Source organism: Methylobacterium sp., assembly GCF_019750675.1.
GTDB lineage: Bacteria > Pseudomonadota > Alphaproteobacteria > Rhizobiales > Beijerinckiaceae > Methylobacterium.
Genome location: NZ_JAIEOF010000357.1, coordinates 1 through 13,388 on the forward strand (window position 1 = coordinate 1; position 13,388 = coordinate 13,388).

14 protein-coding genes are annotated in these 13,388 nt (G+C 68.5%); 7 read left to right on the plus strand and 7 right to left on the minus strand.

Annotated features, from left to right (window positions below):
* Positions 1-157: 157 nt before the first annotated feature.
* From K2X24_RS18190 to K2X24_RS18205, 4 genes are all read right to left on the minus strand, one after another.
* On the minus strand, positions 158-622 hold the full coding sequence (locus tag K2X24_RS18190) for a hypothetical protein (protein ID WP_292499791.1): 465 nt from the start codon (positions 620-622) through the stop codon (positions 158-160).
* A gap of 90 nt (positions 623-712) precedes the next feature.
* The gene (locus K2X24_RS18195; protein WP_292499793.1) at positions 713-1,399 is read right to left on the minus strand and encodes an esterase; all 687 of its coding nucleotides are present in this window, start codon (positions 1,397-1,399) and stop codon (positions 713-715) included.
* A gap of 83 nt (positions 1,400-1,482) precedes the next feature.
* The gene (locus K2X24_RS18200) at positions 1,483-1,881 is read right to left on the minus strand and encodes a nuclear transport factor 2 family protein (RefSeq protein ID WP_292499794.1); all 399 of its coding nucleotides are present in this window, start codon (positions 1,879-1,881) and stop codon (positions 1,483-1,485) included.
* A gap of 34 nt (positions 1,882-1,915) precedes the next feature.
* Positions 1,916-2,359 (minus strand): OsmC family protein, encoded by a 444-nt coding sequence (locus K2X24_RS18205; RefSeq protein ID WP_292499796.1) that lies wholly within the window; start codon positions 2,357-2,359, stop codon positions 1,916-1,918.
* A 355-nt stretch (positions 2,360-2,714) separates the two neighbouring features.
* Here K2X24_RS18205 and K2X24_RS18210 point away from each other — a divergent pair, with 355 nt between their 5' ends.
* The 3 genes from K2X24_RS18210 (at position 2,715) to K2X24_RS18220 (ending at position 5,947) form a co-directional block, all read left to right on the plus strand.
* Positions 2,715-3,149 carry a PAS domain-containing protein gene (locus tag K2X24_RS18210; protein WP_292499840.1) on the plus strand — a complete coding sequence of 145 codons (435 nt, stop codon included), beginning with the start codon at positions 2,715-2,717 and terminating at the stop codon, positions 3,147-3,149.
* A 139-nt stretch (positions 3,150-3,288) separates the two neighbouring features.
* Positions 3,289-4,539, plus strand: coding sequence for a formyl-CoA transferase (gene frc / locus K2X24_RS18215; RefSeq protein ID WP_292499798.1), 1,251 nt, complete (start codon positions 3,289-3,291; stop codon positions 4,537-4,539).
* Between the two features lie 187 nt (positions 4,540-4,726).
* Positions 4,727-5,947 (plus strand): HPP family protein, encoded by a 1,221-nt coding sequence (locus K2X24_RS18220; protein ID WP_292499799.1) that lies wholly within the window; start codon positions 4,727-4,729, stop codon positions 5,945-5,947.
* 554 nt (positions 5,948-6,501) lie between these two features.
* Here K2X24_RS18220 and K2X24_RS18225 read toward each other — a convergent pair.
* Together K2X24_RS18225 and oxlT are read right to left on the minus strand one after the other, a co-directional pair.
* Entirely contained in the window at positions 6,502-6,810 is a 309-nt protein-coding gene (locus tag K2X24_RS18225; protein ID WP_292499801.1) for a hypothetical protein, read from the minus strand.
* A gap of 105 nt (positions 6,811-6,915) precedes the next feature.
* Positions 6,916-8,226, minus strand: coding sequence for an oxalate/formate MFS antiporter (oxlT, locus tag K2X24_RS18230; protein WP_292499802.1), 1,311 nt, complete (start codon positions 8,224-8,226; stop codon positions 6,916-6,918).
* 655 nt (positions 8,227-8,881) lie between these two features.
* Here oxlT and K2X24_RS18235 point away from each other — a divergent pair.
* From K2X24_RS18235 to K2X24_RS18250, 4 genes are all read left to right on the plus strand, one after another.
* A complete protein-coding gene (locus K2X24_RS18235; protein WP_292499804.1) occupies positions 8,882-9,292 on the plus strand; it encodes a CBS domain-containing protein in 411 nt (136 codons plus the stop codon).
* Positions 9,293-9,543: 251 nt separating this feature from the next.
* Positions 9,544-9,822, plus strand: a complete 279-nt coding sequence (locus K2X24_RS18240; RefSeq protein ID WP_292499805.1) for a hypothetical protein — start codon at positions 9,544-9,546, stop codon at positions 9,820-9,822.
* Between the two features lie 64 nt (positions 9,823-9,886).
* The gene (locus K2X24_RS18245; protein ID WP_292499807.1) at positions 9,887-11,725 is read left to right on the plus strand and encodes a hypothetical protein; all 1,839 of its coding nucleotides are present in this window, start codon (positions 9,887-9,889) and stop codon (positions 11,723-11,725) included.
* A 76-nt stretch (positions 11,726-11,801) separates the two neighbouring features.
* Positions 11,802-11,963 carry a hypothetical protein gene (locus K2X24_RS18250; protein WP_238281280.1) on the plus strand — a complete coding sequence of 54 codons (162 nt, stop codon included), beginning with the start codon at positions 11,802-11,804 and terminating at the stop codon, positions 11,961-11,963.
* Between the two features lie 100 nt (positions 11,964-12,063).
* Here K2X24_RS18250 and frc (K2X24_RS18255) read toward each other — a convergent pair whose 3' ends face one another.
* The gene (gene frc, locus K2X24_RS18255) at positions 12,064-13,338 is read right to left on the minus strand and encodes a formyl-CoA transferase (RefSeq protein WP_292499809.1); all 1,275 of its coding nucleotides are present in this window, start codon (positions 13,336-13,338) and stop codon (positions 12,064-12,066) included.
* Positions 13,339-13,388 lie beyond the last annotated feature (50 nt).

The window sequence follows — 13,388 nt, forward strand, 5'->3', positions numbered from 1 at the left end:
CGATCTATTGGTGATTTATTTACCGTGTTCGGAGGGGTTTCGTTAAAGAACGCCCTCCGGCTCCGTGATGCCGACGTTTATCGGCGACGGTCGATTTCGACGCGCGGGTGAAGGGATCGGCGGCGGGCGCCGCTCCCGAGCGCGCGCCGGTCGGCGGTCAGCGTGCCGGGAGGCAGGCCGCCCGATCCGTGTAGAGCACGACGTCGCCCGGCTTCGGATTGTTCAGCGTGAAGGGCTTGGTCCCGTCATAGGGCAGGAAGCCGCGCCCGAGTTCGTTGGCGTAGAAGTCGTGCCCGAACTCGAAGTAGCAGCGATCCAGCACCGCCTGGTAGCCGAAGGATTCCTGCACCACGGGCGGGCCGAAGGCGGCCGGGTCGCCGTAGAGGCCGCGCGGCGCGCAGTAGCCGGAAAGCGTCAGGGTTCCGGGGCGCGCGAGCCGGATCGTCCGGGAGGTACCGGGCCGAAGCGTGATGGCGGGGCCGCCGTCCTGGGAGGCGACCAGCACCAGGGGCGAGCGGTTGTAGACGTGCCGCACGCAATCGGCCGAAGCGCTCCCGATCCCGAGGAGCATCGAGGCCGCGGACAGCGCGCCTCCGCAAAGCAACCGCGTCGAACCGCGCATGACGTTCTCCAATACCTGACTGGAGATGTAGCTAGAGCATTGACTGATCCGCGACCAGCCGCGCCCGTCCCGCCGGTCAGGCTCCGCGCTTCAGGCCTCGTCCGCCAGGCAGAAGGCGACCCCCTGCGCCACGACCGCCGGGTCGTAGGCGTGCGGCCCGTCATACTCGACGGCGGTGACGTCGTAGCCGGCTTCCCGCAGCTTCGCGACGTGGACCCGGGCGCTGCGGTCGATGGGGATCTGTTCGTCGCGGGTGCCGTGCGAGAGGAAGATGCGCGGCGCGCCCGATTGCAGGTGGACGGAGAGGAAGCCCGCCGAGGAGACGAGGAGGTGGGTCACGACGTGACCGTTCGCGAGCCCCAGGGACAGGGTGTAGCTGCCGCCGTCCGAGTGTCCCGCGAAGGCGAGGTGGCCGGGATCGAGGAGAAAGCGGGTGCCGACCGCGGCGAGGGCCAGGTCGACGCGCTCGCGGTCGGGGCCATGGCCGCCGATCACGAGGTCCCAGGTGGGGAATACGGATTGGGGAGCGAGCAGCAGGAAGCCGCGCGCTTCCGCGTGGGCGCGCAGCATCGGCAGGATCTTTTCCGCGCTGCCGCCGCCCCCGTGGAAGAGCACGACCAGCGGCGTCGGCCGGCGCGGATCGATGCCCGCCGGCACCACCAGCATGGCGTCGCGCTCGGCAAACAGCCCGAGGGCATGGAGTCCCGGGGGCAGGGGAGGCTGCGTGGGCAGCCGGTGCGCGAAGGCGAGCCGCCCGGCGAGGTGGGGGTCGATCATGCGGGAAAACCCTTCGGGTGGGGGGCCGCGCTCCGACGCGCGCCCGTGCGGTGGGGATCGCCCCACCGACCTATGGGAGGGTGTCAGCCGGCCTTCTCTGCGGTCGTGGGCTTGATCTTGAGCTGGTCGATCAGCCAGAGCCAGCCGCCTTGGCTCTGGCGCCGGGCGGTCTCGGCCGAGATCGTGCCGTTGGGCAGGCGCGCGAAGGTCATGGCGAGATCGCCATTCACGATCGCCGGCAGGGTCTCGGCGGCGGGGAAGTCGGAGCGGCGGCCGAGGAGGTCGGTGTAGAAGGCGCGGATCTCGGCCTGGCCCGTGGCCACCACCTTGCCGGCGGCCAGCACCGCGCCGGGCTCGTAGAGCGCCACCAAGCCCTCCACGTCGCCTGCATTGGCGCGTTCGTTGAACAGGCGGGCGAGGTCCTCCGGCGTCTCGGCCAGGGAGCGATCGTTCGCGGATGTCGTCTTTGCTGTTTCCGTCATGGCGTGTCCTCCTGATGATCGGGTGATGGGGCCCTCAGCCCAGCAGCGTGCCGGCGCCGTCCCGGACGGTGACGGCGACGGGAATACCGGCCTGGACGCTCTCGGAGACGGTGCAGAAGCGCTGGAACTGCTCCAGCACCCGGTCGATGCGCGGGACGGCCTCGGCGTGCGCGGCCAGCGAGATCGAGACCGTGATGCCGGTGATGCGCAGGCGGTTCTCGGCGTTGCGGGTCACCGCGCAGTGGGCCTCGGCCCGGATGCCGCCGGCCTCCTGCTTGAACTTGGCCAGCGCGAAGACGAAGCTGGCGCACAGGCAGTTGGCCACGGCGGTGACGAGGAGCTGCTCGGGGAACGGACCCGCGCCGTCGCCGATCGGCACGGCCTCGTCGACAAGGAGCTGCGGCAGGACGCTCCCGAAATCGACCGCGAACTTGTAGCCCTCGATCTGCGTGATCGTGATGCTCGGATCCGGGCCCATGGCGTCTCTCCCTCGGCGGTCTTTTTCTCGGCGCCCCCGTCCGGGAACGTTCCGTGTCCGCCCCTGCTTCCCCGCGGAAATTGACAATCGGGCGTTGTCGTAACCGCGGCGCCGGCGAAACCGGCGATCGGCACGGGTGGGCTCGGTTGACACCCCGGGATCGTTGGCATACCAAATACCAACGACGGAAGCGCTGAAAAAGCAAGGCCTCACGAAGCCGGCGCCTCCGGAGCGAAGTCCTCGCAACGCCACCGTACGGGCCCTTAGTCCGGCGGAGAACGGAGGAGTGTCCGATGCCACGAAGCCCAAGCATCCCGACGCGACGATGCGAATCGCGAGGCCGGCGGCCCACGGCGTGACCATGGCGCAGGGCATCGACTTCGCCGCACTGGTCGCGGCCGCCGGGGACGCCGTCGTGGTGTCCGATCCCGATGGGGCAATCACGGTGTGGAATCCGGCCGCCACCCGCATCTTCGGCTACACGGCGGAAGAAGCCATCGGCCGGTCCCTCGACCTCATCACCCCGGAGCGCCAGCGCAAGCGCCACTGGGACGGTTACGCCAAGACCATGAAGACCGGTGTGACCAAGTACGGCGCAGACGTCCTGCGGGTGCCGGCCATCCACAAGGACGGTCACGCCCTCTCCATCGCCTTCACCGTGGCGATGCTGCACGGCCCCGACGACCAAGTCACCGGCATCGCCGCGATCATCCGCGACGAGACCCAGCGCTGGAACGATGAGCGCGACCTGCGCCGCCGTTTGGCCGACCTCGAATCCCGCGTCGCCTGAGGGCGGCGCGCCGGACCGATGCCGGGACATCCCGCGAGGGGTGCGCGGCCAATTCAGAACCCGGGCCGACCGGGCCAACCTTCCGACCCAAGAAGCCGACCCCAAGACCATCGTCTCAATCGACAGGGAGAACGCCACGATGAGCAAGCCGCTCGAGGGTATCAAGATCATCGACTTCACCCACGTCCAGGCCGGCCCGGCCTGCACGCAGCTGCTGGCCTGGTTCGGCGCCGACGTGATCAAGGTGGAGCGCCCCGGGGCCGGTGACGTGACGCGCACGCAGCTGCGCCACGTGGAGGATGCCGACGCGCTCTATTTCACGATGCTCAACTCGAACAAGCGTTCGCTGACCCTCGACACCAAGACCCCCGAGGGCAAGGAAGTCCTCGAGAACCTTATCAAGCAGTCCGACGTCATGGTCGAGAACTTCGGCCCCGGCGCTCTCGACCGCATGGGCTTCTCCTGGTCGCGCATCCAGGAACTCAACCCGGGCATGATCCTGGCCTCGGTGAAGGGCTTCTCGGACGGCCACCACTACGAGGACCTGAAGGTCTACGAGAACGTGGCCCAGTGCGCGGGCGGTGCCGCCTCCACCACCGGCTTCTGGGACGGTCCGCCCACCGTCAGCGCCGCCGCCCTCGGCGATTCCAACACCGGCATGCACCTGGCCATCGGCATCCTCACGGCGCTGCACCAGAAGAACAAGAGCGGCAAGGGCCAGAAGGTCGCCGTCTCGATGCAGGATTCGGTGCTCAACCTCTGCCGCGTTAAGCTGCGCGACCAGCAGCGCCTCGATGCGCTGGGCTACCTCGAGGAATACCCGCAGTACCCGCACGGCGAGTTCTCGGACGTAGTGCCGCGCGGCGGCAACGCGGGCGGCGGCGGCCAGCCGGGCTGGGTGCTGAAGTGCAAGGGCTGGGAGACCGACCCGAACGCCTACATCTACTTCACCATCCAGGGCCATGCCTGGGCCCCGATCTGCAAGGCGATCGGCAAGCCGGAATGGGAGAACGACCCGGCCTACAGCACGGCGCGCGCCCGCCAGGACAAGATCATGGACATCTTCGGCACGATCGAGGCCTGGCTCGCCGACAAGACCAAGTTCGAGGCCGTCGACATCCTGCGCAAGTTCGACATCCCGTGCTCGCCGGTGCTGTCGATGAAGGAGATCGCCAACGATCCGTCCCTGCGCGCCAGCGGCACCGTGGTCGAGGTGCCCCATCCGAAGCTCGGCTCGTACCTGACCGTGGGAAGCCCGATCAAGTTCTCGGACATGACGGTCGAGGTGAAGGCCTCGCCACTCCTCGGCGAGCACACCGACGAGGTCCTGCTCGACCTCGGCTACACCCAGCAGCAGATCGAGCACCTGCACCAGGCCCGCGCCGTCTGAGGACGGATGGCGGCCCTCCCGGTGGGGGCCGCAGGGCGACGGGACGGCGCGCCGCGAGGCGCGCCGTCCGCGTTTGGCGCTTGACCGGGCCTGGCACTTCGGTGCGCCTGCGCGGCTCCGGGCTTGCCGGTGGCCTCCGCAGTGCGGCATGGCGGAACCCGGTCTTCCCCATGAGGTCGTACCGCCGATGCGATTGTCTCTCCGCAGCCTGATCCCCGAAGCCGCCCCTTTGAGCCTGCGCGAGCGCCTGCGCGCGGCCGGCGGCGCCCTCGTGGGCATCCTGGCCACCGGGCTGATCAGCCAGGCCGCCGTCGGCTCGGGCTCGACCTTGCCGATCCTGATCGCCCCGATGGGCGCCTCGGCGGTGCTGCTCTTCGCGGTGCCGGCGAGCCCGCTGGCGCAGCCCTGGTCCATCGTCGGCGGCAATGCCGTGGCGGCCTTCGTGGGCGTCAGCGCCGCCCTCCTCGTGCAGAACCCCTACGTCGCCGCAGCCCTGGCGATCAGCGTCGCGATCGCGCTGATGATGGCCCTGCGCTGCCTGCATCCGCCGAGCGGCGCCGTGGCGCTGACGGCGGTGCTCGGCGGCGCGCCGATCCGCGAGCTCGGCTACGGCTTCGCCCTCTGGCCGGTGGCGGCCAACTCTCTCCTGCTGCTCGCCGTGGCGCTCCTGTTCAACAACCTCACGGGGCGCGCCTACCCCCACGTGCTCCCGAAGGCGGCCGCCGGCCACGGCACGGAGGACCCGCTGCCCTCGGCACGGGCCGGCATCATCGCCTCCGACCTCGACGCCGTGCTCAAGGACTACGACCAGGTCCTCGACGTGCGCCGGAGCGACCTCGAGGCGATCATCCTCCAGGCGCAGATCCACGCCTATCGCCGCCGCTCGGGGCAGGCGACCTGCGGCGAGATCATGTCCCGCGACGTCATCGCCATCGGCCCCGAGGCGCCCCTGCACGAGGCCCTCGACACCCTGCGCCGGCACCACATCAAGGCCCTGCCGGTGACTGACGAGGGCGCCCGGGTGCTGGGCATCGTCACGCAGACGGATCTCCTCGACAAGACGCGCTGGGATCTGTCGGGCCCGCGCCTCGGCCCGCGCCGCCGCCTCCGCCTGACGTTGACCCGGGGCCGCGCACCACATGGCTGCGTCGAGGACATCATGACCGCGCCCGTGGTGACGGCGCGGCCGGACACGCCGATCTCAGACCTCGTGCTCTGGATGTCGGATGCCGGCCTGCACCACCTGCCGGTGGTCGGTCCCGACGACCGCCTCGTCGGCATCGTCTCGCAGACCGATCTCGTGGCGGAACTCCTGGCCGACGCCGCCGAGCGCCACGTCCCCTCCGGGGCGGCATCCGGCATTCATCCGGTCGGCGAGCGCAGCGCGCAGATCCAGCCGGTGGCGTGAGCGCGAAAGGCGCCACGGCTCACGGTCAGGGCCCGGCGAACACGGTCCATCCCGGGCGGTCGCAGGGCCTTGCCTTACGGCCGCGCCCTGCTGCGGGGCCCGGGTCCTCCGCTCACCCCATACGGATGCCGCCCGCCTCCACGCCCGCCTAACTCCGAAGGCCGCGATCATCCTCGCGGACGCAAAGCCATGGATCGGCTCGGCAAGGTCGCGGGGCCGGTGATGATCCTGCGGTGCCGGGATCCCCATGCAGATCGCCGTCCCGCCCTGGTCGCGCGGAGCGCGGTGACAAATCATACGATTTCCGGCTGAATCGTTCGGGTTCTGGCGCGGGTCCCCTCTCCTGAAAGGAGAGGGACAGGGTGAGGTGTGTGACCTTTCCGGATGTGGACCACACCTCACCCCAACCCTCTCCTTCCAGGAGAGGGAGCGCGTCGTGCTCAGGCCGACCGAAGCCATTACCCGGAAAACGTATCACTCTTGGGCTCGTGCGGGATCGACACCGGGTCCGCAAGGCCTCGGCGTGCGAGGAGCCGGGCCGCGATTTCCGCCCGTCAGCGGCTCGATACTGCGTGGGACTGGTGTACCGGCGGACCTGGGACGTGCCGTCCCGTCAGGTCCGGGTCGGTCGCCGGGGCTGCGATGCCCGCCGCGAGGGCCTCGTAGGGCAACCAGCCGTCGAAGGGCTCCAGGGCGTCTGGCTCGGCCGGCCGGTACCAGCGCCAGACTTGGCGCGCCGCGCTCGGGGCGTACCAGCGGCCGGGCCGGCCCTCGGCCAGAATCGGCCCCAGGGTCAGGTGGTTCAGCCAGATCCGCGCGACGGCCTGCGGGGCGGTGTGCATCGGGCGCCAGGTCGGCGGCATCGGGTAACTCCTGCGGGGAAAACGCGGGGCTGGAACGGGCGCGGGGGCCGGGACGTCTCCGTCCGGCCCCCGCGCTCATTCATGTTCGGTCGCTCGGCGTCGGGATCAGGCCGTGACCACCCGGGGGGCCGGCTTCGCCTCGTCGGAGACGGCCAGCGCCTGGGCCACCACCCGCTTGCGCCAGGGCTTCAGCACCGCGATGGCGAGCAGCGAGGCGAGGACGTTGGCGCCGGCGGCCACCAGGAACACGCCGTCCCAGCTGTTGGTCGCCTGCTGAAGGTAGTTCGCCACCGGCACTAGGAGGGCCGCCGTGCCCTTGGCGGTGTAGAGCAGGCCCGCATTGGTGGCGGCGAACTTGGTGCCGAAGGTGTCCGTGCAGGTCGAGGGGAAGAGGGAGTAGATCTCGCCCCAGGCGAAGAACACGAAGCCCGAGAGCAGCACGAACCACAGCGGGTCGTGGCCCCAGAGGTAGAGCATGTAGATGCCGAAGCCTTCCATCGCGAAGGCGATGAACATGGTGTTCTCGCGGCCGATCTTGTCCGAGACCCAGCCGAAGAAGGGCCGCGTCAGGCCGTTGAGCACCCGGTCGATCGTGGCCGCGAAGGTGATCGCCACCATGGTGATGCCCATGATCGTGACGGGAACCTTGTCGACGCCGATGTCGGAGGCGATGGGCTTGAGGTTGGCGGTGATCATCAGGCCGCCGGCGCCGACGATGACGAACATGAAGTACATCAGCCAGAAGATCGGCTGGCGGGCGACCTCACCGGGGGTGTAGTTGCGCCGGGTCTGGATGATGTTGGCGTTGGCGACGACCTCCGGAACCTGGCCCTTCTTCGGCGAGGTGAAGAAGAAGGCAAGAGCGCAGACCACGAGGCCCTGGCCGATGCCGAAGTTGAAGAACGCGGCCTGGAAACCGTGGTCGGCGATCATCCACTGGATCGGCGCGACGGTCAGCGCCGAGCCGGCACCGAAGCCGGCCGCGATGATGCCGGCGGCCAGACCCCGCTTGTCCGGGAACCACTTGAGGGCCGAGCCCACGCAGGTGCCGTAGACCGCGCCCGCGCCGATGCCGGCGATGACCTGGCCGAGATAGAACATGTTCAGCGAGGTGGCGTAGGAGTTGATCACCCAGCCGATGCCGCAGAGCAGGCCGCCGAACAGCACCACCACGCGCGGGCCGTACTTGTCCACGAACCAGCCTTCGACCGGAACCAGCCAGGTCTCGAACAGCACGAACAAGGTGAAGGCCCACTGGATCGCGGCGCGGTCGAAACCGAACTTCTTCTGGATGTCGGGGACGAAGAACGTCCAGCCGTATTGCAGGTTGGCGATCATGACCATGCAGATGACGCCGATGACGAGCTGTCCCCATCGATAGCCGTCGGACACAGGTTTGATCGTGGTTTCCGCCATGGACATGCTTTCCTCCGGTAGGTTCTGGCTGGAACGAAGCGCGACCGGTTCTTCGACCGTCTGTCGCGGGTAAGGCCGTGCTCGCCGCGCATATCGTCGGCTTGCGCTGGCGCCGTACGTCGACGCCTAGGGTCGACATCGTGGATCGATGTCTTGGTATGTGGAATACCAGCCTCACTCGCGCCGTGACGATCGTCAAGAGTATTAATCCCGGAAATCGATCCCGCATCGCAGCAAGGCGCTGTCCTGATGAAGACCAGAGCGCGTTGCAGAAGCTCCGGCATGGATCGCCGAAGTAGAAGAAAGCGCCAGTCCAACATCCTCGCGCCGGCACTGAAGGATAGAGGCTGAGCCCGCTGTGCGTACGCTAACGCCTTGCGAACGCTGACGGACGATCGCGCCACCGCGCTCAGCGACCTCGCGAAGCCGAAAGGTGAGACAGGTGACGCTGCATCGCAGCATTGAAACCAAATGCGGAACTGCAAAATTTATCATTGCAAGGGAGGGGGAGGACGGGCCTCAGCGCTTCCCCCCGGACAAAATCGGTCTCCTGTCTCCGATTGCGGCAGGATAATTCAGACCCTCCGTTGACATCTGAAATTCTGTATACCAGCATTCGCGCAACAAGAATTCGCGGGTTCGGAGGAGCCGCGCCATGAATGCTCGCCACGAGGCTTGCAGTACCGCCCCCCGTGCGCGCTACATCCGCATGGATCGTTCGGTACGTGAGGCCATCAAGATCCTGTCGGACCCGGACGTCGACGCCCTCGTCGTCGTGGAAGGACCGAGCGACGACCGGGGGGCCTTCATCGGAATCCTGACGGAGCGTGAGATCTTCAAGGCGATGGCCGAGCGCGGTCTCGACGTGCTCGACCACCTCGTCTGGATGCTGACGACACAGGATTTCGTTTCAGTGGACGTGCGGACCACCCCCGCCGACCGTCTCGAGGCCTTCTGCACCCACAAGACCAATCACATCGCGATCATGGACGGCCTCTGCCTGCACTCGGTCCAGAGCATCTGGGATTGCGTGGCCGCCTCGGCGGATCGTGCCGCCGCGGCCTGACCGCCTGCACGGCGTGATTGTACGGGGCCGGTCATCGTCATGCGCGCAGTCCTGCAAAGCCGCGCGCCCAAATCCTGCAGTGCAATCCTCGATTTGTGCTCTGCAAATACTTTTGGCCGGGCAGCGATCTTGACGCTCTTGGCTTTTGAATACAAATTTTGCTTGGCGCGGTTCGGCGCCATTCCACACGATGGTCCCTGCGGCCGCTGCCGCTCCGCCGGCGGGTCCGGGACAGGCAAGGAACGGGACTGATGCGTTATCTGGCGATCCTCGACTGCCCCGTGATCTTCAGCGGCGAGAACAGCTACGGGATGACGAGCATCGACATGTGCCCGTCGACGGGGATCACGGGCGGCCTCATCAGCCGCCACGTCAAGGTGGTGGACGGCCGCCTGATCGCGGTCTGCATCTGGACGAGCGAGTTCTGCGCCAGGGTGTTCTTCGATGCGGCCTGGTACCAGAAGGCCGCCGAACTCTGGGACGACCAGTACCAGCTTCGCCTCGAGGCGATCGACGAACAGGCCGCCTGATCGTCGGGCTCGCGCGTCCGCGTGCCCCGCGCGGCGCGGCGCGGTGACGTGAGGAGCGATGGCGATGCCTGCCCGCGCGCGCGCTCCAGAGCCCATCGCGGCGCAGCCTGATGCACCGTCGCATCACGCCTACGGTCCCTGGAATCCCGGCATCGAGTCGAGCCTGCCGCGCGCCGTCCTGCCGCTCGCCACGGTGTTCCGGCCCGAGCATGTCGAGACGACCCTCGCCGACGCCTTCGAGATGAGCGACGTCAGCGGCTTGCCGCTGACGTCGCTGGTCCGGTTCCGGGCCCGGCGGCTCGTGGTCCACGAGGTTCTGATCCGCGTGATGGCGGACTTCTCCGTGCCGATGGGCGAGACCTACGGCGATCTCGGGGTGAACTTCCGCGCCATCGTGTCGGCGCTCCTGCGCGGCGGGATCGCGTCGCATGCCGACACGATCGACGCGCATCTGGCCGGGATCCGCGCCCGGGCGGACGCCCTGTTGGAGGCCGAGATCACCGCGATGCTGGGCTCGGGCCGCGCGCCGGCCCCGCCGCCGCGCCGCGCCGGCTGGGCCGGCCTGTTCCGTACCCGTAAGCCGGCCAGCCCCCGGCCCCCGGCCGACCCCGAGGCGCGGGCCGAGGCGCATCTCGCGGAATGGCAGGACCGCGCCGCCGCGTCGGGCGATCCCCTGGCGATGGCGGCCTGCGCGGCCCTGCGCGGCGTCGTCGCGTCCGTCGTCGGGCGGCGCGGCTTCCTCATCCGCGATCCGGCGCTCCTGCGGACGCTCGCCGTGACCCTGGTCTCGAACGGCCATGGCAGCCTTTCCCTCGGCGAGCGCATCGAGCCGTGGCTGGAGACGGTGGTGGCGCGCGAGGGGTTCGTCCGCCTCGACCCCCAGGCCGCGCCGGTCATCATGAACGTGAAGGGCTCCTCCGCCTCCGGCAAGAGCACGATCCGGCCCCACCAGCGCGCGCTGACCGAGGCTCTCGGCCTGCGCTGGTCGGACTTCGCCCTGATCACGCCGGATGTCTGGCGCAAGTTCCTGCTCGATTACGACGGCCTCGGCGCGGCGTGGCGCTATGCCGGGCCGCTCACCGGACACGAGGTCGAGATCGTCGACCGCAAGCTCGACGGCTACATGGCCCGCAAGGCCGATGCGGGACGCATCTCCCACCTCCTCATCGACCGCTTCCGCTTCGACAGCTTCGCGGTCAATCCCGGCACCGAGACGGGCAGCCAGCTCCTCACCCGCTTCGGCCAGCAGGTCTACATGCAGTTCATGGTGACGCCGCCGGACGCCACCGTGGAGCGGGCCTGGAAGCGGGGCCAGCAATTCGGCCGCTACAAGGCGGTGGAGGACCTCCTGGCCCACAACGTCGAGGCCTATACGGGCATGCCGCGCCTGTTCTTCACCTGGGCGCTGCGCGCCGACAAGGCGGTGCATTTCGAGTTCCTGGACAACAGCGTGGCCGAGGGCGAACGGCCGCGCACCATCGCATTCGGCACCAACGGCTGCATGAACATCCTCGACGCCGGATACCTTCTCGACATCGACCGCTACCGGGCGATCAACATCCAGGCGCGCGAGCCCGGGGCGGTCTATGCCGGGGTGCCGTCCCGCGCGGCGGTGGACATGCGCTTCCTGCGCGACTGTATCCGGCGGATGACGACGATCCGGTTTGCCGATCACCAGACCGGGCGGGTCCTCGCCCGCCTTGAGCGCGGGCGCCTGGCGAGCCTGGCCCCGGAGGCGGTGGATGGCGGCGCGATCCGGCGCCTCCTCACCGACCTGCGCGTGCCGCCGGCGGCCGGCACGATCCAGGACGACGGCGAGGTCCTGTCGGTCGCCGAAGCCCGGACGCTGGGAGCCTGGGGGCCGTCCGCCAGCCCGGCAGTCATGCTTTCACGGCAAAGCTGACATCTGGGATGTGGTATATCTATTTGCGGCGCACCATGGCACACCTGCGGTGCAACATGCACTGAGGAGGCCCACCGTGCTCGCATCCATCATCGTCTCGACGCTCTGCCTGATCGCCCTTCAGGTCGTGCTCGTCGTCAAGGTCGCTGACTGGATGTCCCGCGACACCGGGAAGGTCGAGGGCCGCAACGATGTCGTGCTCGGCAGCGTCAACGGCCGCTTCGCCGGAATCGCCTGAGCCGGGACACCTCCGCCAGCGCGAAAAAATGGCGCGTCATCGAGGGGATCGATGCCGCGCCAGTCTGGAGAGAAGACCAGGATTGGAAGGGGCGGGACTCCTATTCGGCTGCGATCTTCTGAACGGCGCCGATGGCGCCGGACTCTGAAATCTTGAGGCACTCGGCGTCGGAGTAGCCGAGCACCGCGCGCAGGATCTCGTCCGTGTGCTCGCCCAGCAGCGGCGAGCGCGTGATCTCGGTCTCGCTGCCCGAGAGCCGGATGGGATTGCCCACCGTGAGGTACTTGCCCCGCGTCGGGTGATCGACCTCCACGACCGTGCCGGACCGGCGCAGGGATTCGTCCTCCGCGATCTCCTTCATGGAGAGGATCGGTCCGCAGGGCACGTGCAGCGCGTTGAGGATCTCCATCGCCTCGAACTTGGTCTTCGACATCGTCCAGGATTCGATGCGGGTGAAGATCTCGTTCAGGTGCGGCAGGCGAGCCTTCGGCGTGGCGTAGTCGGGATGCGTCGCCCAGGCGGGTTCGCCGATGACGTCGCAGATCTGCGGCCAGACCGCCCCTTGCGTGATGAAGTAGATGTAGGCGTTGGGGTCGGTCTCCCAGCCCTTGCACTTCAGGATGCGCCCGGGCTGGCCGCCCCCGGAATCGTTTCCGGCACGGGGCACCGAATCCCCGAAGGGAATTCCTTCCCCGAACTGGCTGTATTCCGGCAGAGGCCCGCGCTCCAGGCGCTGCTGGTCGCGCAGCTTCACCCGGCAGAGGTTGAGTACCCCGTCCTGCATCGCGCAGTCGACGCGCTGGCCGAGGCCCGTCTGCGTCCGGTGATAGAGGGCGGTCACGATGCCGAGCGCGAGGTGGAGCCCGGTGCCGGAATCGCCGATCTGCGCGCCCGTCACCATCGGGATGTCGGTCCGGAACCCCGTGGTGGAGGCCGCTCCGCCGACGCACTGCGCCACGTTCTCGTAGACCTTGCAATTCTCGTAGGCGCCGGGGCCGAACCCCTTCACGGATGCGAGAATCATGCGCGGATTGGCGGCGTGGATCGCCTCCCAGGTCAGACCCATGCGGGCGAGCGCGCCGGGGGCGAAGTTCTCCACGAGTACGTCGCAGGTGTCGATCAGGCGCCAGAGCACCTCGATGCCCTTGGGGTTCTTGGTGTCGAGGGTGATCGAGCGCTTGTTGTGGTTCAGCATCGTGAAATAGAGGCTGTCCACGTCGGGAATGTCTTGTAGCTGCTGGCGCGTGGCGTCGCCCACGCCGGGGCGCTCGACCTTGATCACGTCGGCGCCGAACCAGGCCAGCAACTGCGTGCAGGTCGGGCCGGACTGGACGTGGGTGAAGTCGAGGATCTTGACGCCTTCGAGGGCTTTCATGGGGCTCACCCGGGTCTGGGGCGAAAGGGGGCGACGGCCGCCCGCGCGGC

Bases quoted from the DNA above. Each gene is read 5' to 3' on its own strand.
- K2X24_RS18190 (WP_292499791.1), bottom strand. From the start codon at position 622: ATGCGCGGTTCGACGCGGTTGCTTTGCGGAGGCGCGCTGTCCGCGGCC.
- K2X24_RS18195 (WP_292499793.1), bottom strand. From the start codon at position 1,399: ATGATCGACCCCCACCTCGCCGGGCGGCTCGCCTTCGCGCACCGGCTG.
- K2X24_RS18200 (WP_292499794.1), bottom strand. From the start codon at position 1,881: ATGACGGAAACAGCAAAGACGACATCCGCGAACGATCGCTCCCTGGCC.
- K2X24_RS18205 (WP_292499796.1), bottom strand. From the start codon at position 2,359: ATGGGCCCGGATCCGAGCATCACGATCACGCAGATCGAGGGCTACAAG.
- frc (WP_292499798.1), top strand. From the start codon at position 3,289: ATGAGCAAGCCGCTCGAGGGTATCAAGATCATCGACTTCACCCACGTC.
- K2X24_RS18220 (WP_292499799.1), top strand. From the start codon at position 4,727: ATGCGATTGTCTCTCCGCAGCCTGATCCCCGAAGCCGCCCCTTTGAGC.
- K2X24_RS18225 (WP_292499801.1), bottom strand. From the start codon at position 6,810: ATGCCGCCGACCTGGCGCCCGATGCACACCGCCCCGCAGGCCGTCGCG.
- oxlT (WP_292499802.1), bottom strand. From the start codon at position 8,226: ATGGCGGAAACCACGATCAAACCTGTGTCCGACGGCTATCGATGGGGA.
- K2X24_RS18235 (WP_292499804.1), top strand. From the start codon at position 8,882: ATGAATGCTCGCCACGAGGCTTGCAGTACCGCCCCCCGTGCGCGCTAC.
- K2X24_RS18240 (WP_292499805.1), top strand. From the start codon at position 9,544: ATGCGTTATCTGGCGATCCTCGACTGCCCCGTGATCTTCAGCGGCGAG.
- K2X24_RS18245 (WP_292499807.1), top strand. From the start codon at position 9,887: ATGCCTGCCCGCGCGCGCGCTCCAGAGCCCATCGCGGCGCAGCCTGAT.
- frc (WP_292499809.1), bottom strand. From the start codon at position 13,338: ATGAAAGCCCTCGAAGGCGTCAAGATCCTCGACTTCACCCACGTCCAG.